The organism is Enterovirga sp. CN4-39, from assembly GCF_049446235.1.
GTDB lineage: Bacteria > Pseudomonadota > Alphaproteobacteria > Rhizobiales > Beijerinckiaceae > Enterovirga.
Genome location: NZ_JBMSEF010000002.1, coordinates 483394 through 505209, shown reverse-complemented (window position 1 = coordinate 505209; position 21816 = coordinate 483394). Strand labels below are relative to the sequence as shown.

Genomic DNA, 21816 nt, shown 5'->3' with positions numbered 1-21816 from the left:
TCCCCTTCCCACCGATCATGAGCCTTGATGATCTCGGCGGGTATGAGCCGCCGGTGACTGGTTCAGAGGTCCGTCCGCTCGGAGGGGACCAAGGCGTCGTCCATCTCGATCCCGAGATATCGGACAGTGCTCGGTGGTGCGAAGCCGGATCGGGTTTCCGATGCGGATATGGGCGACACGAAGTCGGACGAGGTCACAGCCCCCCCAAGTTCGCGACGGTTCGAGCCGCGGCAACATCCATCTCGGCCCGCGATGGCGAGCCCCTCATTCAGCCAAACTACGTACCCATGGACGAGGGATCGCCGCGTCGCCGTCGATTCGCTCAAGCCATGCCGAGCTGATCGGCCCGCCATGCGCTCATTTTGCGGTGATTCGCACGAAGAGCGCCTCCCTCTGGCCAGTCCACCGCCCGCGACACGACAGCGATCGCGCCGCTTCGGAGAGTTCTCAAGGGACCCGAGCTCAGCAGCGTCCCACACACTGTTGCTTGCAACATCTGGTGCTGGACTGTTCGGTCTGATAGGTCCAGGCTCACGCTTGAGGTCGGCAATTCTAAGTTGTTCGCGCGTTGCACCCATTCATTGCTCGCGGATGTCTTCCATATTCCTGTGAATTCGTGCCGCCGTCACAGCAAGACAATCTAGGAAGCCCAATTAAGGGTTTGGAAACCATAGGTTCGCGACAGAACCTTGGTTGGGGCAAAGCAGAGAGTCATGTTCGATTTGTCTGGGCGCGGCGACTCGCTGTTCCTTTCGTGGTGGATGCGGCGGCTCGGCGAGGGAATCAGCGCGGTTGCGATCCTGAGCCTCTCCGCGACCCAAGTTGGCGCGGAATCGATCGACGGCCGGACGGCGCCTGTGCGCCGGATCACGGTCGGCGCGCCGGGAGCGGACGGCACGGCGCCGAAGCCAGGCACCGCCGGCCCCGCGGTGGACCTCGGCCTTGGCGGCACCGTCACGGCGCCGCAGCCGGACCGGCCGGCGGTCGAGCTCAGTTCCACCGGCGGAAAAGGCGGCGGCATCACTTTCACCGACTTCGTGACGATGAGCGGTGGCGCGGGAGGCCCGGGGGGCGAGGTCACCTATCGCCACAACGGCGTCGTCGAGGCCTCGACAACGGCCCCCACCAAGGGCGTGCCTCTGATCTGGCTGCTCTCGGCCGGCGGCGTGGGCGGGAACGGTCCGGGCACGGGCACCGGCCGCCTCTCACGTTCGGGCGCCGGCGGAGCGGGCGGAGCGGTATCCGCCACGATCAACAAGGATATCGGGACCACGGCCGCCAACAATGCCGCGATCCGGGCGACGTCGCAGGGCGGAGATGCTGGCGGCGCGATGGGAGACTCGACTTATCCCTGGAACGGCTCCGGCGGGGCTGGCGGCGCAGGCGGCAAGGCAGCCGTGACGATCGACGGCAAGGCTTCCGTCACGACGCTGGGTCACAATGCTCCCGCGGTGGTCGTCGAATCCCTGGGCGGGAACGGCTCCCGGCTGCTCACCCGGGCGCCAGGGGGCGGCGGGGCCGGAGGCGCTAGCCTGGGGACTACGCTCGCGGATCCGGCCGTCCGGTTCGTCAACCGCGGCTGGGTTTCCACCGAGGGCGACCACGCGGTCGCCGTGGTGCTCCAGAGCATCGGCGGCAATGGCGGCGGCTCGTACAACATCGGCCCCGGCGGTGCCGGGGGCGCCGGCGGCTATGTGCGGGCCGAGAACCCGGGCACGATCATGACCTCGGGCGATCTCTCCTACGGCATCGTGGCCCAATCCGTCGGCGGCTCCGGCGGGAAGGGCGCGGACGGCATTCTGTTCGGCGACCGCGGGGGCGCGGCAGGTCAGGGCGGCGGCATAACCGTGGCCAATAGCGGCCTCGTCGTCACCTCCGGCCTCGGTTCCTCGGCGATCCTGGCCCAGAGCGTGGGCGGCGGAAATGCGCTCGATGCCTTCCAGCCCAAGGCGCTCACCCTGAAAGAGCTGACGGACGGCGCCGGGGGCGGCGCCGGCGGATCGGGCGGCTTCCTGTTCTTCGGGAAGGGGGGCGAGGGCGGCTCCGGCGGCAATGGCGGCTCCGTCGAGGTCATCCAGCGGGGAACGATCTGGACTGAGGGCGACGACGCGGCCGGCATCGTGGCTCAGAGCGTCGGCGGGGGCGGCGGCAACGGCGGTACTGCCAGATCGTTCGGAGCCTTCCTGTCGTTCGCTGTCGGGGGCGCGGGCGGCGGCGGGGGCGATGGCGGCCATGTGCTCGTCACCGGCAGCAGGAATCCGGACGCACCCGCGAGCATCGACACTTGGGGTGAGCGCTCCTATGGCCTGTTCGCGCAAAGCGTCGGCGGGGGCGGCGGCGTCGGCGGAAGCGCGAGCGCCAACGCCGCAGGCGTGCTTGGAAGCTTTGCGCTTGCCGTCGGAGGGCATGGCGGAAAGGGCGGCAACGGCGGCCGGGTAGAGGCGTACAATCACTCCGAGATTACCACGGAGGGCGCGGGCTCGGGCGGCATCTTCGCCGAATCCATCGGGGGCGGCGGCGGGTTGGCCGGGGCGGCCAATTCCTACGCGCTGTCGATCGGACTTCCGCAATATCCGACGGTGACCCTGTCCGTGGCGGTTGGCGGCAGTGGAGGCGACGGCGGCAACGGCGGCTACGTGACTGTCGGCAACCTGGCAGCCGTCACGACCCACGGGGCAGGCGCGATCGGCATCGAGGCGCTCAGCACCGGAGGCGGCGGCGGCAAGGCGGATACCGGTGCCGCGACCAGCAACTTCGTCGGCCTGTCGCTGGACACGGCGCTCACGATCGGGGTCGGCGGTTCCGGCGGTGGCGGCGGCAAGGGGGGCCGCGTCGAGGTCACCAACGATGCCCTGGTTCAAACCTTCGGGGAATTCGCGACGGGCATCTCCGCAGCCAGCATCGGCGGCGGTGGTGGATCTGCGGGCAGCGGTCAAACGGCAGCGTCCCAGGGCTTCTCCTGGAGCGACATGGCCGACGCCGCTGTGAAATCCTTCAAGCTTGCCAATTCCTTCACGCTCAACCCGACGGTCGGAGGCACGGGCGGGGACGGCGGCATCGGCGGAGCGGTCGTCCTGACAAACCGCGCCAGGGTGCAGACGGAGGCCTCGAACGCGACCGCTATCTTCGCCCAGAGCGTCGGCGGCGGGGGCGGCACGGCCGGAGGCTTTCTCGGCCAGGGAAGCGGCACCGCGGCCCTCAACCTCCAGATCGGCGGCAAGGGCGGCAAAGGTGGCGCCGGCGGTACCGTCGAGGTCACGAATGCCAAGGGCGCGTCCATCCGCACGGACGGCGCAGGATCGCACGGGATCCTGGCGCAATCGGTCGGCGGGGGCGGCGGCGTCGGCGGGACCTTCGCGGGAGAGCGCAAGAGCGCCCCGGGCTTCGAGGAATCGCTGCGACTCATCGGAGACAAGATCGCATCCATCATCAGGGACGAGCCGAGCCTTGCCAGCAACGACAAGCTGAAGGCGATCGTGACCCAGCTCGGAAAGGACGGGGTCAATGCCTACAAGACGGGAGACGCCCTGAAGGGCTACATGTCGTCGGCAAAGGAGAAGGACGACAACAAGCCGGCGACTCGAGGAAGGAAGGCCCTGAACGCGGCGAAGTCGCTGTTCAGCGCTGTCACGGCGCTCGGCAAGGACGATCCGATCGCACAGAAGATCCTCAAATCCAGCTATTTCGTCGCGCTGGCCGCGGCCCAGTACAAATTCACGGACAAGATCAACGAGCTCAACCAGGACGTCCTGAAATCGAAGGACGCGACCAAGCTGCCGAAGGCGTCGGTGAACTTCACGCTCGGCGGCATCGGTGGGGGCGGTGGCGCGGGTGACGCGGTGACGGTCACCAATGCCGGAACCATCGATACGCACGGCGCGAGCGCGTTCGGGATCCTCGCCCAGTCGATCGGAGGCGGCGGCGGAGCCGGCGGGGCCGGCTTCACCAGCGGCGAGAACGTGATGAACGTGAACCTCACGTTCGGCGGCAGGGGCGAGGCGGGCGGGGCCGGCGGAACGACCACCGTCACCAATTCCAGCACGATCACCACCCGCGGCGACATGGCCTACGGGATCCTGGCTCAGAGCGTCGGCGGAGGCGGCGGTGTCGGCGGCGCGAGCGCCAACGCCAATTCCTTCTCGGTTTCGGCGAATGTCACGTTCGGGCGGGCGGGCGGCCTCAGCGCCGATGGCGGCCTCGCGACCGTGACGAATTCCGGCACGGTCGAGACCAAGGGGGCCGGCGCGCATGCGGTCGTTGCGCAGAGCGTCGGCGGGGGCGGCGGCGCATATTTCATCCAGCAGGCCAAGCCGAAGGAGCCGCTGAGCTTCCTCCGTTCTCCGGATCCGGAGGAGCAGGAAGCACTCGATGCTCTGGTCGGGATGCTGACGAAGCTCGGCGTTGCGCCGCCAGCAGGGCTCGCGACGTATGACGACGATACGACCATCATCCCGGCTCCGGGCCTGAACCTGAATTTCGGGGCGAACGGGACGGGCGGAGGCAATGGCGGCCGCGCCGAGGTCACGCATTCGGGCACGATCCTGACCCACGGCCCGGGCTCATTCGGCATCTTCGCGCAGTCGATCGGCGGCGGCGGCGGCTTCGGCGGCAGCGCCGCCGGGGGCGGAGCGCTGCAGGGCTATGCGGCCTTCGGCGGCAAGGGCGGCGCTGCCGGCAATGGCGGCGCCGTCACGGTCCAGTTCGACGGGACATCCTCCATCACCACGGATGGCGTCGGCTCGCATGCCGTCTTCGCGCAATCCGTCGGTGGCGGCGGTGGTTATGGCGGCATGGGGAATATCGGGGTCTCGGCCAAGTCCTGGCCCGCCTTTGTGGCGGATGGCGGGTCGAGCGGCGATGGTGGCGCGATCACGGTCAAGACGAAGCCCGGCGCGAGCGTGGAGATAGCCACCAGGGGCGCCGCAGCCCATGGCATCTTCGCGCAAAGCCTTGGCGGCGGCGGCGGCCTGGTCACTAACGCGGACGGTGCGCGAGTCGAACTGAGCTCGAACCAGGATGGGCGGAAGCAGGCGAACGGCGCGGGAGGCGCCATCACGATCAACGTCGCCGGCAACATCGCTGCTTCCGGGCCCAATGCCTACGCCATCTTCGCCCAGAGCGGCGTGCAGAAGGCCGACGGCACGATCGACCCGCGCAGGCGAGGCGGCTCGATCAATATCGACGTGCAGGGCAAGGCTGCTGGCGGCAGCGAGGCCGGGGCCGGGATCCGGATCGACGGCGGGTTTGCCAATGTCCTCGCGGTGCAGCGCGGCGGCGCCGTCAGCGCCCGATCCGGTCAGGCCATTCAGACCGTTGCCGGCAGCGGCACGATCCGAAATGCCGGGGCCATAACGGGCAACATCGATGCCAGTGGCTACGATCTCGAGAACCTCGGGACCGGCACCATCGTCACGGGCGCGCGCGTGAATCTCGGCGGCGCTATCGCCCGCAGTGCCGGCATCTTCGATGTCCGCGGGACGGGCACGATCGCGTCCACGGACCTCGCCGGCTATTTCATGCTCGAGAGAGCTGGGACGCTTCAGGTCGACGTCTCGGCGGCGACCGGCAGCGGCGTTCTCGGGAGCGACCTGCTCCACGCGACGAAGGAAGCCTACATCGCGGGCACCGTGCGCCCGAACATCGTGGGCGGCCTCCTTCCTGGCAATTATACCTTCCTCAGATCCGACGAGACCCTCCGCGTATCCGGTACGGCCTCAGCGACGCCGGCGACGCTCCAATCGGGCTCCGTGCCGGTAACCTGGCAGCTCGTGCAGGCCGGGAACTCGCTTTCGCTCTCCCCCAAGGCGAACTTCGCCGATCCCTCGGGTGTCACGCTGTCGGCAGACCAGAAGGCAGTGGCCGGGCAGGTCCAGCAGGCCTGGGATACGCGCTCAATCGGCCAAAGCCCGCTTTTCGCCCGCTTCGCCTCGACGATCTCCCAGCGCGGCTACGGCGCCGACCTGTCCGAGCTCACGCCGGAGGCTAACCAATATGCCAGCGTGACCAACGTGCTGCGGACCCGGTCGGGGCTGAAGGCCGTCATGAGTTGCCCCGGCTTCGTGCCAGGATCCGCCTTGCTGCAGGAGGGCGATTGCGTCTGGGGTCGGGTCACGGGAACGCTCAACCGCCACGGAACGTCCCATGACGACAGCGGCTATCGCCAGAGCGGACTGACCTATCGGATCGGCCTGCAGAGAGAGTTCGCGAGCAACTGGTTCTTCGGCCTGTCGGGCGGCTACACGGCCGCCGAGCGCACCATCCCCGACGGCATTTCGCTGACGCGCGAAAATGCCGGGGACGTGTCGGCGGCTCTGAAGCACCAGATCGGCCCCTGGCAATTCGCCCTGTCCGGCAATCTCGGCATCGGCCGCCTCGCGAACAGGCGATCGATCGACTTCGACGAGAACCGCGCGCTTGCCCGCAGCCGGGCGGACGTGCTCTCGGCGGCAGGCCGCTTTCGCGTCTCGCATCAGTTCGTGTTCGGCGACTGGTATGCCAAGCCCTATCTCGACCTGGACGTCATCCACGACCGCGTGTCGCGCTACGGGGAATACGGGGCGCCCGGCTACAACCTGGATGTCGAGGGTATCAACAAGACGGTCTTCGTCGCCAACCCGGCGATCGAGATCGGCGGCCGACTGGAGGCGGCCGGCGTGACATTCCGCCCCTACGCGTCCGTGGGCATGAGCTTCCTCTCCTCTGACCGGGTGGTCGGCACTGCGCGCCTCCAAGGCGCGCCGGCGGCAGTGGCAAGCTTCCAGACCGTCGCGCGCACTCCCGACACCCTGGCCGATCTCGGCCTGGGCCTGCAGGCCATATCGGCCGGCGGCTTCGAGGTGACGGCCGAGTACCACGCGCAGCTCGGGCGCGACTTCACGGGCCAGATGGGAAGCGCCCGCTTGTCCTATCGCTTCTGAGGCCAGGCAGGGCCCGTCGGCTGCATGGCAAGGAGCGTGCGGGCCGCCAGCAGCAGGAGTCCTTTCGTCCTCCTGCTATAATCCTCGAACTCGCGCTAAGCCCGCCGGTAGCCCTCGAGGAGGGAATCGTCGACGTCGTCGAGGTTGACGACGATGTTGTCCGGGGTCCGGCAGGTGATCCAGACGAGCTCCTCCGTCGTGCTCATGTTGGCTTCGACATGGTTGAAGTTCGGCGGCACGAAGACGAAGTCGCCTTCGGTCATCTCGACCCACTCGGAGTAGTTCTCGCCGAAATAGATGCGGCCCCGACCCTTGAAGAGGTAGCCGCCCGTCTCGGCGTCGCCGTGGTGGTGGGGGAGGGAGCGGAAGCCCGGCTCGTTCGAGACCTTGCCGTACCAGATCTTCGTCGCGGGCGTGTGCTGCGGGCTCACGCCCGAGATCCTGACCGCGCCGCCCGACTGGCCGGTGCCGCGGTCCTCCTCGTTCTTGCGCGTGACGACGGGCCTGACTGTTGCGCTCATGGTGTGCTCCTTCAGTTCTGGATCTCGGGGAGGATGCCGGTTTCGGCCGCGACGCGGCGGTAGGGAGCGCCCGCGATGAAGCCGCCATCGATGACGAAGTCCTCGCCGGTGATGAAGCTCGACGCGTCGCTGGCGAGGAAGAGGACGAGTTCGGCGATCTCCTCGGGAGTGCCGGGGCGCCGCATTGGCGTCATCCGGATCATGGGCTCGAGATGCGGGGAATTCGCATTCAGGCCGGTCACGACGAGCCCGGGGCAAACGGCGTTCACGCGGATGTTGTCGGAGACGAGCTCCATCGCGGCCGTGCGCGTGAGGCCGCGCAGGCCCCATTTGCTCGCCGTATAGGCCGGGTCATAATGGGCCGAGAAGGCTGCATGCGAGGCGATGTTGACGATGGCGCCCCCGCCGGATGCTTTCATGGCTGGCGCCGCGGCCCGAATGCCCAGGAATGCGCCTGTCAGGTTGATCTCGATGAGGCGCGACCAGGCGGCCGGCTCCGTCGCCGCGATCGTGCTGCGGTTGATGATGCCGGCATTGTTGACGAGGATGTCGAGGCGGCCGCGCCAGGCCGCGACCTCGCCGACCACTCGCGCCCAGGCTTCCGGCGAGGAGACGTCGAGGTGCCAGAAGCGGCAGGCGTGACCGGCCGCCTCCATCTTTCGCGCCAAGTCGGCCCCTTCTGCCTCCAGCACGTCGCAGATCGCCACCGCAGCCCCGGATTGTGCGAACAGCCGCGCCTCGGCCGCGCCCTGGCCGCGAGCCCCGCCCGTGACGATCGCCACCTTGCCGTCGAGTGCGGCCATTCGAGAATCTCCGTTCGCTCTGCGCGACCTAGTGGATGAGGAGCCCGCCGTTCACATCCGTCTCGGTGCCCGTGATGTAGGCCGAGAGCTCGGAGGCGAGGAACAGGCATGCGCCCGCGACGTCTGCCGGGGTGCCGAAGCGCCCGAGCGGGATGTTGGCGAGCATGCCGGCCTGCTGCTCCTCGCTGAACACGCCGCGATTCATGCCCGTCATGATGACCCCGGGATTGATCGCGTTCACGCGGATCCCGCGCGGGCCGAGCTCGCGCGCCATGGCCTTCACGAGGCCCAGCACGCCGCCTTTCGAGGCCGCGTAATGCGGGCCGCCCATCAGGCCCCCGCCCCTCTGCGCCGCAATGGATGCGATGCAGATGATCGAGCCCGCCCCCGCATCCGTCATCGCGGGCACGACCGCCTGGCACATCTGCAGGGTGCCGCGAAGGTTCACATCGAGGATGGCGTCGAGGTCCCCGGGCGTGACCTCCAGGAGCCGACGGGTCTGGACGATGCCGGCGCTGTTCACGAGCGCATCCACGCGGCCGAAGGCGTCGAGCGCCGCCCGCACCATCGCTTCGCAGGCGGCCTTGTCGGCGACGTCGAGCTCGAGCCCGAGCGCGGCCGGACCGAGTTCGGCGGCGAGCCTCTTCGCGCCGGCTCCGTCGATATCCGCGAGGAGCACCTTCGCGCCCGCCTCGACGAAGAGCCGGGCCGTTGCGAAGCCGATCCCGTCCGGAGCCCCGGCTCCCGTGACGATCGCCGTGCGGCCGGCAAGGATCGGGGTCATCCGCCGCTCCGGGTGTTGCCGGTGACGAGCGGGCAATTGCCCTTGTCGAGGGGGCGGAAGGCCTCCTCGGGCGGGATGGTCGCCAGGAGCTTGTAGTAGTCCCAAGGGCCCTTCGACTCGGCCGGGCTCTTCACCTGGTAGAGATACATGTCGCGCATCACGCGCCCGTCCTCGCGGATCCAGCCGCGCTTGGTCATGAAGTCGCTGATCGGAGTCGCCTTCATGGTGGCCATCACCGTGGCGGCGTCGTCCGTCCCCGCCTTCTCGACCGCGCGCAGGAAGTGCGTGACCGCAGTGTAGTCGCCGGCCTGAAGCATGCTGGGCTTGCGGCCGTTGAACCGCTCGGCGAAACGCTTGGAGAAGGCGCGGGTCTCGTCCGTCTGGTCCCAGTAGAAGGCCTCGGTCAGCATGACGCCCTGGGCCGCCTCGAGGCCGATCGCGTTCACGTCCGAGATGAAGAGGAGGAGGGCGGCGAGCTTCTGGCCGGACTGCGTCAGCCCGAACTCGCGGGCCTGCTTGATCGAGTTGATGGTGTCGCCGGAGCCGTTGGCGAGCCCGACGACCTGCGCCTTCGAGCCCTGCGCCTGCAGGACGAAGGACGAGAAGTCCGGGCTGTTCAGCGGGTGGCGAACCTCGCCGACCACGGTTCCGCCGAGCCGCTTGACCACCTCGGAGGCGTCGCGGGCAAGCGCATGGCCGAAGGCGTAGTCGGTCGTGAGGAAGAACCAGCTCTTGCCGCCCTGCTTCGTCACCGCGGCTGCCGTGCCGCTCGCGAGGGCATAGGTGTCGTAGGTCCAGTGCAGGCCGTACGGCGAGCAGGCCCGTCCGGTGAGATCGGAGGAGGCCGGGCTGACATGCATTGCCAACCGCTGCTTCTGGCGCGCGAGGTCCTGGACGGCGAGCGAGACCGCGGAATTCGTGAGGTCAACGATGACGTCGACGCCCTCGTCGTACCAGCCGCGCGCAATGCCGGCGCCGATATCCGCCTTGTTCTGGTGGTCGGCGGAGACGACCTCGATCGGCTTGCCGAGCACCTTCCCGCCGAAATCCTCGACGGCCATCTTCACGGCGACGACTGCTCCGGGACCGGAGGAATCTGCGCTCGGGCCGGCCATGTCCGACAGGACGCCGATCCGCACGACGTCGCCGCTGAGGCGAGGGGCGCCCTGAGCCGCTACGGCGCCGGCGTGACCGAGAAGACCGGCGAGCGCCGCGGCCGCGATCCAGGAGCCATGTCGAACCGATGTCATGCCGTTCCCTCGCTCGTTGTCCCGATTTCGATCAGGAGATCGTCAGGCCGCTATCGACCTGGAGGATGTGACCCGTCGTGCGGGCCGACTCGTCAGAGGCGAGAAACAGTGCCGCCATGGCGACGTCCTCCGGCTCCGCCAGCCCGACGAGATGCTGCTCGGCAAGCTTGCGGGTCGTCTCCAAGGCCCCGAACTGCTCGACCACGCGGGGTGTCCGGGTGACGCAAGGCGCGACGGCATTCACGCGCACGCGTTGCGGTGCGAATTCCACCGCCATCGAGCGTGTCAGCGCGGCGATCCCGCCTTTAGCGGCCGTGTAGGCGTCCTTTCCGGGCCAGCCCATATGGGCCACCACCGACGAGGCGTTGATCACCGACCCGCCGCCCGCCTTCACGAGCTCCGGGATGCCGTGCCGGCAGACCAGCCAGGTTCCGAACAGGTCGAGCTTGATGGCGCGCCAGAACTCGTCGGTCGGGCACTCGGTCACCGGACCGTCCGCGAGGGTCGAGCCCCCGGCATTGTTGTAGAGGATGTGGAGTGCGCCGAAGCGCTCCACCGTGGCGGCGACCGCCGCCCTCACGCTCTCCTCCTCGGTCACATCCGTCTGGATGAAGAGCGCCTTGCCGCCGGCCTGCTCGATTCGGCTCCGCGTCTCTTCGCCCGAGGCGGCGTCACGCTCGGCGATGGCGACCTTGGCGCCTTCGCGGGCGAAAAGTTCTGCCGCGTGGCGCCCGATCCCGGATCCCGCTCCGGTGATGAAGGCGACCTTTCCCGCCAGCCGTCCCACACGTTCCATCCCGTGATCTCTGTGCGTTAATCGCACTATACGAGACTTTTGCGCGATACTGTGATTGGAAGGCAAGCGATTTCTGACCGGCTCGATGCGCTTTCCGGCAGGTGGGGCTTCGGCTCGGCGCTCCCGGCGTTCTACATCGCGCCATGACGCAACCGAGATCGGCGATGAGCAGCCTCGATAAGATGCTAGGAATCCTCGGCCTCTTCCGGGAGAACCGGACGAGGATCCGGATCGAGGACGTCATCGATCTGACCGAGGCGTCGCGGGCGACGGCTTATCGCTACCTGCAGTCGTTGACCGATGCCGGGCTTCTCGCGCCGGCGACCGGCGGGACCCATGCGCTGGGGCCCCGCATCATCGAACTCGACCGGTTGATGCGAATGACGGACCCGCTGCTGACCCAGGCGGCCGGGCCGCTTCGGGAACTCTCGGCCGCACTGCGCGCCAACGTGATGCTGTGCAGCTATTACGGCGACAAGGTCATGTGCGTGGATCTGGTCTGGCCCGACAGCACCGTCCCGCAAGCCTACGAGCGCGGCCGGCCCATGCCGATGTTTCGGGGCGCCATGGCGAAGACCATTCTGGCGCATCTTCCCCCTTACCACCTGCGCAACATGATGGCCTGGCACGCGGCCGAGATACGGGCGGCGGGCCTCGGCGAGTCCTGGGATGAGTTCCGCAGCCAGATGGCCAGGCTGCGACGCGCCGGAATCGTGGTCACGCGGGCAGAGGTCGTGCCCGAGCTGATCGGTCTCGGCGCGCCGCTCTTCGATCGCGAGCAGCGCGTCCTCGGGAGCCTCGTCTTGGCCATTCCCGAGAGTCGCTTCGATACGGAGGGCATGGAGATATTCTCGGGCCGCCTCACCAACACCGCCGAACAGATAAGCGCCGCTATCTCCCGTTCGGCGGAGGATGCTTCGCTCCCGACACCGAAACCTGCGCGTCCGAGACCGCCTTCGAGCAGGGGATCGCGCTCGGCGACGCCGAGAAGCAAAAACGAGATTTGACGATAGTCACACTATGTGAGACTTTTTAGCGCCATCCGCGAGGTGGCCAAAGGCCGTCCGACAGAGGATCGCGGCCTGTGCAAAAGCCAGGGAGGATGAGAATGACCCGTGTCCGACGGTGGGCCTTGCCTGCCGCCTTGATGATGCTCGTCGCCGGAGCGGCCGAAGCAGAGCCCGTCAAGTTCGGCGTTCTGACCGACATGAGCGGGCCGTTTTCCGATCTGTCGGGCAAGGGTTCGGTCGAGGCCGCCCGTCTCGCGATCGAGGATTTCGGCGGAACGGTGCTCGGCGAGAAGATCGAGCTCGTCTTCGCCGATCACCAGCACAAGCCCGAGATCGGCCTGAACATCGCGCGGCAATGGCTCGACGAGGGCAAGGTCGACGTCATCCTCGATGTCCCGAATTCCGGCATCGCGCTCGCCGTGAACTCGCTCGTGAAGGAGAAGAACAGGATCGCGATCTACGCGAGCGCGGCAACGGATCGCCTGACCGAGGACAGTTGCAACGGCCACGGCTTGCACTGGACCTTCGACACCTACTCGCAGACCCGCGGTGCTTCCCGGGCGATGATCGAGCAGGGCATCGACACCTGGTTCCTGCTCGTCGCCGACTATGCCTACGGCCACTCGATGGAGCAGGCGATGCGGGACGCGATCCCAGCCAATGGCGGCAAGATCGTCGGGAGCGTACGCCACCCGCTCGCCACCCTCGATTTCTCCTCCTACCTCCTGCAGGCTCAGGGTACCGGCGCCAAGATGATCGCGCTCGCCTCGGGCGGGGACGCGACCGTCAACGCGATCAAGCAGGGCAGGGAATTCGGCCTCGACAAGACCGGCACGCGGCTCGCGAGCCTCCTGACCTTCCTGACCGACGTGCACAGCCTCGGGCTGGACACGATGCAGGGCCTGCAATTCGCCGTCCCTTTCTACTGGGACATGGACGAGAAAACCCGCGCCTTCTCGAAGCGCTTCGAGGAGCGGACCGGGAAGAAGCCCGGCGAGGCGCAGTCCGGGATCTATTCGGGGGTGCTGCACCACCTCAAAGCGGTCCAGGCCGCCGGGACGAAGGACACGCAGGCGGTGCTCGCCAAGATGCGTGAGCTGCCGGTCGAGGATGCGTTTTCCCGCAACGGCAAGGTTCTGCCGAACGGACGCATGATCCACGACATGTTCCTGGTCCAGGTGAAGAAGCCGTCCGAGTCGAAGGCGCCCTGGGATTACTATTCGATCCTGTCGACCATCCCGGCCGAGAAGGCCTTCCGCCCACTCAGCGAAAGCGCCTGCCCCCTCACGAAGAAGGGCTAGTCGCGCGCGACGTGTTGCGCCTGGCCGGGGGGCTCGGCCAGGTTCAACGCTCAACATAGGAAAGCTGACAACCCGGTCGTAGAAGAGCAGCATTTACATGCTGCACACGGCTGCCAGCCTGCACCGGAGCGGCGAAGGAGGGAGCGCGGCGATCCATGGCGCCCGGGGAGAGGTCGGCGGCGATGGTTTGGAGCTTCGTGCGGCTCGCCTCGTTGCCGCTGCGCTTTGTCAGCATCGGACCCCGCGGGCCCGGAAGGCCTACGCACCGGGTTGACGTCTCGCACTGAGACCAGGTGGTCCGGCCTGGAGCGCAACAAACTCGCAACGAGAGGGCCGATGCTGCCAGAAGCCAGGGGACATGCCGATCCGGTGGCGATACTTATAGGACCTGACAGCGGTCGAGCAATCCAGCACCCTTGGTAGACACGGTGATGTAGCGAACCTCACCGGCTCCACGCTCGCCCGGATCAAACTCCCGCATAGACGAGCCGTGTGAAGAAGTCCGGCCCGATGACAAACTTGCCCCATTTCGCGTCGAATGCTGCCGTCGGTCTCGCGGCGGCCGTGTCCGCGAGCGAGCGCCCCTGTGCCTTCAGCTTGGCGACATTGCCGCGGATCGCGACCGAGCACCTGATCGAGCACGGGCATCGGCGCATCGGCTTCATGTGCGGCCGCACGGGGCTGAATGACCGCGCAGCGCAGCGCCTTCAAGCCTTTCGAGACGTGCTCGCGGAGAACGGCATCCGGTTCAGGGCCGACCGGGTCGCCGAATGCGCCTTTGAAGCCGACGAGGGGCGGACGCGAGCCGAGCGGTGGTTGACCCGTCCCGACCGGCCGACCGCCATTTTTTGCGCGAACGACATTCTGGCGCTTGGAGCGTTGTTCGCCTGCCAGAGCCTCGGGCTCGCTGTTCCAGGGGACGTGTCGATCGTCGGCTTCGATAACCTGCCGATGACCGCTGTCGTGCCACCCGGCCTGACTACGATTGCCGTGCCGGCCGAAGAGATCGGCCGCCGGAGTGTGCGACTTCTGTTCGACGGCGGAGCCCTCTCGAGTCCTGCACCCCGCATCGCGGTCGAAACGCAGCTTATCCAACGCAGCAGCGTCGGACCGGCTCCGTCCACGGCCAAGCTGCGTCGGTCGAGCAGGTAATTGACCGGCGCTCTCGGTCGCTAGGCTCGCTTGCTGCCTGCGCTCAGCGCCCTTTGCCGATTGCCGATCTCGGCCCTGCGGAGTTCTTGATCGGCGACGACCTTCCGCCCGGGAGGCGCTGCGTGCACCCGCGACGCCAATTCTGATCGGCACCGCGAACGAGCGCCTTCCGGCCTGATCTCTGCCTAACGGTCCGCGCACGGCGGCCCGCCGGTTTCCAAAGTTGCGCGCAGGGGGCATCGCGCCGCGATCGGTCGAGTGCAGCTTCGTCGCGGAATCCTGTGGTGCGGTGGAGCGGCGCCGCCGCCAGCGGCAGAGCGGAACAACTCGCATGGCACTAGCCGCCCCCTCCGAGGGGGGCAGCGCTTGCCCCTGGGAGCAAGCGCGGCTACTACTTGGCGACCCGTGATGACTGCTCCTAGAATGCGTTCGTGTAGCCCTTACGACGGACTTGGGCGCTAAGCAGCCACGACCGGCGTCGGCGGGAAGCCGCTCTGCCAACTTCGATACACCCCAGCGGACGACGCCTTCCGCTCGGGGTCCGAGCCGCGACGACTAGATCTGCTTGCCCCGGCCTGGATTGCCCCCTCGGTACATCACGCAGAGGTCGATCCGGCGGTCGATCGAGAGCTTCACGAACATGTGCCGCAGGTGGGCCGATACCGTCCAATGGCTTATGCCGAGGTAGATTCCGATCTCCTTGTTCGACAGACCGTCTGCTACGAGCCGGGCGATGTCCTGCTCTCGAGGGGAGAGAGCGGAGATCAGGCCGGCGCCGCTGACCGGCGCGCTCCGGACTATCCTTAGGGGGCCCTTCGTCGGCTCCTCCGTCAGGGTCGCTTTGCTGGCAGGCGCCGAGACTATGGCGTGGGCTGACGAAGCATTCGACATGGCCGCTCCTCCCATGAGCCCAAAGGCCCGCTTACGCCCTGGGAAGCGCTGCATTCACCTCCAGGGTGGGCCTTGTTTCTCCCCTAAGACGCACTCGGATAAGCCTGCCCGCGCCGAGGCAAGGCGGCGGGGCGGAAGGTGACGACGTTGTCCCGGCCCGCCTGTGGCCGGTAACGGAGGCCGACGGATTCCGCGCTCGTCAACCAATCATCGCAGGCATCCACGATCGCCTCAAGCAAGGATTCGAAGTCGATCCTTACGGTGGACAGTAGGTAATCCTCGGACAACCAGCGCAGGATCTCCCGACCCGTCACGGCCATTCGACTTCGCTGCGAGGTGACCGGAATCTCCCGAACGTAGCGGGTCAGCATCTCCTCGAGCACGTCCCAGGCGTTGTCGGCGCCGAACAGGTTGATCACGTCGTGAGAGCCCAGGATGTCGAACGCTTCCTGGAGGAGCACCATCACCTCGCTCCGCAGCACGGCGACGTGCCCGAACGAGACCTGCTTCAGGTTATGCCGCAGGTCCAGACCGGAACGGCGCACGACCGCCATGCTCCCGAAGGTCTCGCGAACCCCGTCGGGCCGCAGCACCTCCGAGACGCGCTTGTCCTCGAAGAAGCGCGAGACGTGCTGGCAGAAGTTGCTGAGGAGCGCGTGGAAGGCGGTGTTCGGCTCCGCGCCCGCGGGGGGCACCGCTTCCGTATAGCCGAAGACCTTGCGGTAGGCTGCCCGGCGCTCGCGCTGCGTGTAGCGAAGAACGCGCTTACGGTCGTACTGGTAGAGCGACAGGGCGCCCGGGCCGTCGGAGAGTCGGATTTCGCCCGCCTGGAAGAGCTGTTGCAGCTTCAGGATGGCCCGGAATACTCCGGCCCGTTCGTGCTGGTAGATGTAGTAGAGGTCCCCGACCGCGGTGAGCCGCTCCCGGCTGATCTGATCATCATAGGGCGGCACGAGGGCCGTCGGGCGCGTCTCGTTCAGATCGGAGGCGACGCGATCGCCCAGCCCGATCAGACGGCTCATTCCGCGGTCGTCTTCCGGTTGCCCAGGAACACGGTTGAGAGCGTCGTAAAGGATCGTCTCCGCTTCGGAGATGTACTGATTGATGAGCTCAGCCTGGGCCGGTGTCTTCGCGAGTTCGTCGCGAGCGTCCCGGACCATCTGGGAGCGGACCCGCTGAAGTCGTCCAAGAAGATCGTTCAGCTCTCCGAGGGTCGTATTCTTGTCGGGCATGGCAGATACTCCCGATCTAAACTAGGGCAAGCGCAGCTTTTGCCGCTTCATCCAGGAGATATCGCAACTCGATGAGCTGCCGTATCGGCCCTGGTAGCCTGATGGAGAACCGGAGGATGTTCGCCTGGGACAGGAAGGCTTCCGCGGCATCCCTCAGCGCGGCGAGTTCGTCGGCCAGTATCCGAAGATCTTCGGATTGCAGTGTCGCCGCGCGGTTCTCGGCCCTTGCGAATGGTTCGGTGACCGCCTGTGTCCACCCCAGGAACTGCCCGATCGAGACGCGTACATCCTGGTGACGACCCTGCCGGACCTGGACTGACACGAACTGGAGATCTTGTTCGCTGACGCTCGTCCCGGTTTGGACAAGGGCGTCCATAAGCGCCGTGGCCGAGCCGAGCACGGCCGTGAGGGCTTGCTCGAGGCGTGCCGCGTTGACGCCGCGTTGCGCGCCAAGATCGATGGCGAGAACCCGACGGCCGATCGACTTCAGGAGCTGCCAAATCGCTTTCAGCTCGGCCGCCACCTCCTCGTTACGAACCGAGCTGACCGGTGCCGCAAGATCATTGTTGATGATATCGTCGACTGCCCGGACAAGCGCGTCGGTGTCGGATGCCGAGAAGCGAGTCCGCCACTTCGTTACGGCGTGGACCCCACCGATTTCGAGGTACTCGGCCGTGGTCCTGATGACGCGGCGATACTGGAAGCCGGCTCGTGCGCGATTGATCCCGAGCGGATCACGTGCCGTTTCAATGAGCTGGTTGAGCTCCTCGGCCACACGCTTGCGCATCACTTCAGGCTCGAAGATCCCGTTCGCGATCTCGAAGCGGCTCATCGGCGGCAGACGGCCTATCGTCGCCATGAGCGCATCGGCCTCGGCCCGCAGCAGATTGGCGTTGACCAGAGCGGAACCGCGCAGGAGCTGAGATTGGTCAGCGAGGGCCCGCGGGGCCGCTTCCGCATCGGTTCGGTAGTAGACTTTGAAGCCGTCCCGCTCCTTCCAGGCGAAGTTCCGCATAAGGCCGCTGACCAGCCGATCTCGAGCCTTATCGAGGTCGTTCTCGTGACCGAATTGAACACCGTCGTGAGGCAGTCCGAGTTCGTCGAGGGTGGCGGCCATTTGAGCGCTGACCGCGTCGAACCGTCCGGCAGCGCGCGTGGTCTCGGCAGGCTGGGGCTGCCGCGGCGTCTGAAGGGACGCCATCATGACGGCTAGGTCGCGGATTGCGTCGCTACTGGAGATATTATCGACCGCTTGGCTCGTCCTCGCAGTCGCGACTTCCGGTGAAACTCGTGCGAGGTCATCCGTGAGGCCTCGTGCACCGTCCGCCAGCTTGGTGCACAGCTTGTCGGCCTGGATGAGGGAATCGGAGATCTCCTTTCTCATCTCCTTAGAGCGCGTCGCATCGTAGGGCGTCGCATCCAGCACGTCGGTCAGGACGCGACGATATTCGGAGTTCACGATCTCTTCGTAGAGCAGGCTGATCAGGCGCAACGCTGGCGTAAATATCCTGTCGGGACTTCGCCTCTCGACCTCGGCTTCCGCTTCCTCGGCGAGCTTCTGCGCCTTCCTCAGGGACAAGGCGAAGTGGGGGCGCAAAGCTTCCCCCTCGATCTCGTCCGAGAATTGGCCGAGATCGTCGATGCACGCATCCAATTCACCAAGGCAGCAAGACAGGTCGGACAGGGAGCGGGCCACATCGGCGAAGGGCTCATGGCCTCCTCCAGTCGCGCTCGACGTCACGTGCTCCGTCGCGAGAACGCTCATCATCATCTCCCCAGAGTGTCGTAGAAGTTGCGGTGGATGACCTCCGGATCGGTGCGCTTGCGGACAAGCGCGATGCGGGCCGCAGCTATAAGGAAGCGCTCGGGAAGCACACCCGTGCTCGTGCCTGCCTCGAGGCGAAGCGCGGCCTCTCGAACGAGTGTCGCGTGCTTGGGCTCGAAACGAATGACTTGGGCGAGCGCCTTGTCTCCGTACTCATCGAAGTTCTCGAAGCACATCGCATCAAGCGTCGTGTCGATCTGCTGCTGCAGCCTCTCAGTCACCCAACCCGGGATCTTCCTCCAGACGGAGGCAGGATAGAGTTGGTCCCATGCCCGTCGAAATGCGCTCGCGTCCTCTCCGAAACCGATGCGCTCGAGCAGCCTGATGTTCAAAGGGACGCGGATCAGCGGCGTCGGATGCACGGCATCGTCGGAATACGCGGAGGCCTGTTCCCGCGAGCGCCCGACCACGTCCATCAGAGATCCCACATAGGCGGGTCCGATAAGGAGCACGCCGGTCAGGTCCGCGTAGGTCTCCTTGTGCCAGCGTTGCCATACCTCGGCGTTCCTGTCCGGCAATTTGTGTCCGGTGAAGGCGCGCTTGATGCGCCTTGGCATCACGGCCCATAGCCCGAGGTCGTTCTGGAGGTTGTGAGCGACTTCGTGGGGCACGGCGCCCAGGGACCAGGGGTTCAACAGCCGATGGTAGGGGACCTTGACGAGAGGGAACGGGTTCTGCCGCTGCCCGAGCATCGAGAGCTTCACGCCGCGGCGGAAGGTTGCCGGGCCGAAGCCAGCCTCCATGTAGGCGAACGGTGCGGGCGAGGGTATGGGCCGCGCTTTCCCCAAACCAAGATAGACGGCTTGGTAGCAATCGAGCGCAATCCGATCGATCCCGCGCAGCCAGTGGCGGAACGGACCCGCACGCTGGCTGAAGAGATTCAGATAGAACTCCCAGATCTTTTCGGCCTCGCCGGCCAGCGCCTGGTTGCGCTCCTTCAAGTGCAGGAGCAGGGCGCGCTGTGCGTCGCCCGCCTTTCCGATGTTCCGGGCAACTCTGGATAGTCGCTCGTCCTCGACGATCTGGGGCTGGCGGGCCTCAGCCAGAAGCCGGTTCACGGCTTGAATATGTGCGCGGCTTGGCGCCTCCGGACCCAAGCCGAATTCGTCCTCTCGGAACGATTTCAGGCCGGTTCCGAAGCGCGTGGCGTTCACGGCGGTTCGAAGCGCGAAGAAGGGTAGGGCATCTCCGGTCGTCGCAGTGATCGCTTGACGGGCCCGTGCGCGGGGGGGCGGGGCATCCAGTGCTGCGAGGATCGCGCTCACGTCGCCATCCTCCATTGCTCGGCAGCGTCCTCCCCCTGTCTCCCGGGCACGGCCCTGGACGCGAGGCTGGCAGCCACGATGGCAAGCTTGAGGGCGGTCGGAAGGACAGGCGCGAACGCCTTGTTCACCGCATCCGCCAACGCCGGGATGGCCGCCGGATCGACGAGCTTGTAGCGCTCGGCCGCGTCTGCCACCGCGGCGGCGGCTGCCGCGTTGATGGCGACCTGATCCAGGGCGCCGCCCTTTGCATCGCCGACGATCCGGATGAATTCGGAGACGAACCTGTCGGCGGCGAAGCGGGCGAAGGCATTTCGCAACCGCGCGAGATCGCCGGGAGGAACGGAAGGGTGCCGCAGGGCAAGGCTGCGCGTATCCAATGCCCTCCCGGTGCTCACGCCGAGAAAGACGTTGGCAGCCAGGGACCGCAGACGCTGGCGCGCCGCGAAGCTCGCCTGGCGCTTGTCTCTGCCCTGCTGCGCGCGATCCACCCCTCGGACCACGGCGCGGGTCTTGAGTAGACCCGCCTGGATCTTGTTCCGCCGCTGCTTCTTGGGGTGCGAGCGTTCCGGATCACCTCCCTCGTTCCGGAGCGCCTGCAGATGCGCATCGAGGGCGCGTTGCAGCCGAGCGCGTACGCGCTCGTCCGCCCAGGTCCGCTCGAGGAGATCCCGCCGCTGACGGTCGGATAGGACGCCGGGGCCAGTCGTCGGGACCTTCCTCAGGGCAAGGCGCAAGGCGATGGCGATGATGCGCCTGCGCGCCGGATGGTGCCGAGATCCGATGGAAGCGCTGAGCCCGGACGGAAGGCTTCGAAGCAGCCGCGGAAGTACCCGGATTGCGTATGCCAGGACGAGGCGCTTGAAACCGGGCCGCGGCAGCGGTGCCGGGGTAGCCGGGAGGGGAGGGCCGCGTTCGAGTTCCTCCAGCGCCGCTTCCAAGGAGCTGTTGGCAGAGGCCGCTTCGAACGGGACGCTTTGATCGATGGCGAACATCGGCCGGCTCCCCAGCCCGATCGAAAGCCTAATAGAACCGCTCGGACCGCGCTATAGCGCGGCGGTCGAGCTGGCGCTTGCGCACGGCGTTTCCCGCGAGCGCCTTCGCGAGGTTCTGCGGGTTCGAAAGCGTACGGTTGGCCTGCTTCGCCATTACCCGGACGGCCGTACGGGGAGTCACGGGCTTACCCGTCTGGGCCTTGCGCGTGAGGGTTGCGATCGTGCGGCGCTGAATGGTCGGCAGCGCGCGGATCAGGGCACGGGCACGCGGGTCACGGGTCATCACGAGCCTGCGCGCAACGTCCGCGCTCGCCTTAGCGAGCACCGGCGTGACGGTCTTGACCGCGAGCGGCGCGCGGCTCGCGATGGTGATGGTGATGGCGGAGCCGAGTGCGAGTGCGTCGTTCGCGGGTGACTTCGACGCCGCAACCGCCATGGACTCGGCAAGTTGTTCGTCCGTCTGTGGGATGCGAACGGTCGCATTCATCTCGTCCTCGGTTTCGCCCTCGTCCTCGGCTTCGAGGGAGCGAACGACCGATCCGAGCTTCCCGCCAATCGCGGCGCCTGCCGGGCCGCCGAGAGCGCCGCCGATGACCGTACCGATCTGCGGAGCGAACTTCTTTGCGATAGGCGCGACAACCTTGGCCGCCTTCTTCGCCGCTTTCCAAATTGATCCGAGGAACTCGTCGCCCTCGGCTTCGCCGAAATACTCGGTCTCGGATTCGAAGCTCTCGTCTTCGAAGCTCTCGAAACTCTCGAAATCCATCAAGTCGCTTTCGCTTTCCCCGAATTCCTCTCCCATGAAGGTTTCGAAGTCGCCGCCGAACGCGTCGCCTGCCTCCGAAAGAACGCCAGCCTCTTGGCTGTCAAATCCGAGATCCTCTCCGAGGCCGTTCGGAGATCCCATGTCCTGGATCATCGCATCCTCCTTCGAAGCGGGGCTCTCCTGGCCCGAAATCTGGTGGTGCGATTAGACGCGCAAAAACAGACACGCGACAGATCCAAGCATGAACTAGCTCGTTTGCGCTAAGTTGGCTTTAGAGAGAAAACGGTCCATAGAAGTGAATAGCGGTCCGG

At 66.8% G+C, this 21816-nt stretch carries 15 protein-coding genes and 1 pseudogene; 4 read left to right on the top strand and 12 right to left on the bottom strand.

The window, feature by feature from the left end:
* Window positions 1-713: 713 nt before the first annotated feature.
* Window positions 714-6917, top strand: a complete 6204-nt coding sequence (locus ACO2SS_RS06185; RefSeq protein WP_423276715.1) for an autotransporter outer membrane beta-barrel domain-containing protein — start codon at window positions 714-716, stop codon at window positions 6915-6917.
* A 95-nt stretch (window positions 6918-7012) separates the two neighbouring features.
* Here ACO2SS_RS06185 and ACO2SS_RS06180 read toward each other — a convergent pair whose 3' ends face one another.
* Genes ACO2SS_RS06180 through ACO2SS_RS06160 form a run of 5 tightly spaced genes read right to left on the bottom strand, consistent with a single transcriptional unit; the run spans window position 7013 to window position 11071 of the window.
* The gene (locus ACO2SS_RS06180) at window positions 7013-7438 is read right to left on the bottom strand and encodes a cupin domain-containing protein (RefSeq protein WP_423276714.1); all 426 of its coding nucleotides are present in this window, start codon (window positions 7436-7438) and stop codon (window positions 7013-7015) included.
* A gap of 11 nt (window positions 7439-7449) precedes the next feature.
* Complete coding sequence (locus ACO2SS_RS06175; protein WP_423276713.1) at window positions 7450-8241, bottom strand: SDR family NAD(P)-dependent oxidoreductase; 792 nt, start codon at window positions 8239-8241, stop codon at window positions 7450-7452.
* Between the two features lie 28 nt (window positions 8242-8269).
* Window positions 8270-9025, bottom strand: a complete 756-nt coding sequence (locus ACO2SS_RS06170) for an SDR family NAD(P)-dependent oxidoreductase (RefSeq protein WP_423276712.1) — start codon at window positions 9023-9025, stop codon at window positions 8270-8272.
* On the bottom strand, window positions 9022-10275 hold the full coding sequence (locus ACO2SS_RS06165; protein WP_423276711.1) for an ABC transporter substrate-binding protein: 1254 nt from the start codon (window positions 10273-10275) through the stop codon (window positions 9022-9024). The genes ACO2SS_RS06170 and ACO2SS_RS06165 overlap by 4 nt, the downstream gene beginning before the upstream one ends.
* A gap of 31 nt (window positions 10276-10306) precedes the next feature.
* On the bottom strand, window positions 10307-11071 hold the full coding sequence (locus tag ACO2SS_RS06160; protein WP_423276710.1) for an SDR family NAD(P)-dependent oxidoreductase: 765 nt from the start codon (window positions 11069-11071) through the stop codon (window positions 10307-10309).
* 164 nt (window positions 11072-11235) lie between these two features.
* On the opposite strand from ACO2SS_RS06160, the gene ACO2SS_RS06155 reads away from it, so the two are divergent.
* Together ACO2SS_RS06155 and ACO2SS_RS06150 are read left to right on the top strand one after the other, a co-directional pair.
* Window positions 11236-12078 (top strand): IclR family transcriptional regulator, encoded by an 843-nt coding sequence (locus ACO2SS_RS06155; RefSeq protein WP_423276709.1) that lies wholly within the window; start codon window positions 11236-11238, stop codon window positions 12076-12078.
* A 101-nt stretch (window positions 12079-12179) separates the two neighbouring features.
* Window positions 12180-13382, top strand: a complete 1203-nt coding sequence (locus tag ACO2SS_RS06150; RefSeq protein WP_423276708.1) for an ABC transporter substrate-binding protein — start codon at window positions 12180-12182, stop codon at window positions 13380-13382.
* A 467-nt stretch (window positions 13383-13849) separates the two neighbouring features.
* On the opposite strand, the pseudogene ACO2SS_RS06145 reads toward ACO2SS_RS06150, so the two are convergent.
* Window positions 13850-14005: pseudogene (locus ACO2SS_RS06145) on the bottom strand (MBL fold metallo-hydrolase); the annotation flags it as partial.
* A 40-nt stretch (window positions 14006-14045) separates the two neighbouring features.
* Between ACO2SS_RS06145 and ACO2SS_RS06140 the strand changes: the two are divergent.
* Window positions 14046-14534 carry a substrate-binding domain-containing protein gene (locus ACO2SS_RS06140; RefSeq protein ID WP_423276707.1) on the top strand — a complete coding sequence of 163 codons (489 nt, stop codon included), beginning with the start codon at window positions 14046-14048 and terminating at the stop codon, window positions 14532-14534.
* Window positions 14535-15089: 555 nt separating this feature from the next.
* On the opposite strand, the gene ACO2SS_RS06135 is transcribed toward ACO2SS_RS06140, so the two are convergent.
* The 6 genes from ACO2SS_RS06135 to ACO2SS_RS06110 all read right to left on the bottom strand — a co-directional run bounded on the left by ACO2SS_RS06135 (window position 15090) and on the right by ACO2SS_RS06110 (window position 21658).
* The gene (locus ACO2SS_RS06135) at window positions 15090-15425 is read right to left on the bottom strand and encodes a helix-turn-helix domain-containing protein (RefSeq protein ID WP_423276706.1); all 336 of its coding nucleotides are present in this window, start codon (window positions 15423-15425) and stop codon (window positions 15090-15092) included.
* A gap of 83 nt (window positions 15426-15508) precedes the next feature.
* Window positions 15509-16657 (bottom strand): hypothetical protein, encoded by a 1149-nt coding sequence (locus tag ACO2SS_RS06130; RefSeq protein ID WP_423276705.1) that lies wholly within the window; start codon window positions 16655-16657, stop codon window positions 15509-15511.
* A gap of 16 nt (window positions 16658-16673) precedes the next feature.
* A complete protein-coding gene (locus ACO2SS_RS06125; protein ID WP_423276704.1) occupies window positions 16674-18422 on the bottom strand; it encodes a hypothetical protein in 1749 nt (582 codons plus the stop codon).
* Window positions 18423-18424: 2 nt separating this feature from the next.
* Window positions 18425-19747 carry a hypothetical protein gene (locus ACO2SS_RS06120; protein ID WP_423276703.1) on the bottom strand — a complete coding sequence of 441 codons (1323 nt, stop codon included), beginning with the start codon at window positions 19745-19747 and terminating at the stop codon, window positions 18425-18427.
* Entirely contained in the window at window positions 19744-20739 is a 996-nt protein-coding gene (locus ACO2SS_RS06115; RefSeq protein ID WP_423276702.1) for a hypothetical protein, read from the bottom strand. Before ACO2SS_RS06115 ends, ACO2SS_RS06120 begins: the two co-directional genes overlap by 4 nt.
* 28 nt (window positions 20740-20767) lie before the next feature.
* The gene (locus ACO2SS_RS06110; RefSeq protein ID WP_423276701.1) at window positions 20768-21658 is read right to left on the bottom strand and encodes a hypothetical protein; all 891 of its coding nucleotides are present in this window, start codon (window positions 21656-21658) and stop codon (window positions 20768-20770) included.
* Between the last annotated feature and the right edge of the window lie 158 nt (window positions 21659-21816).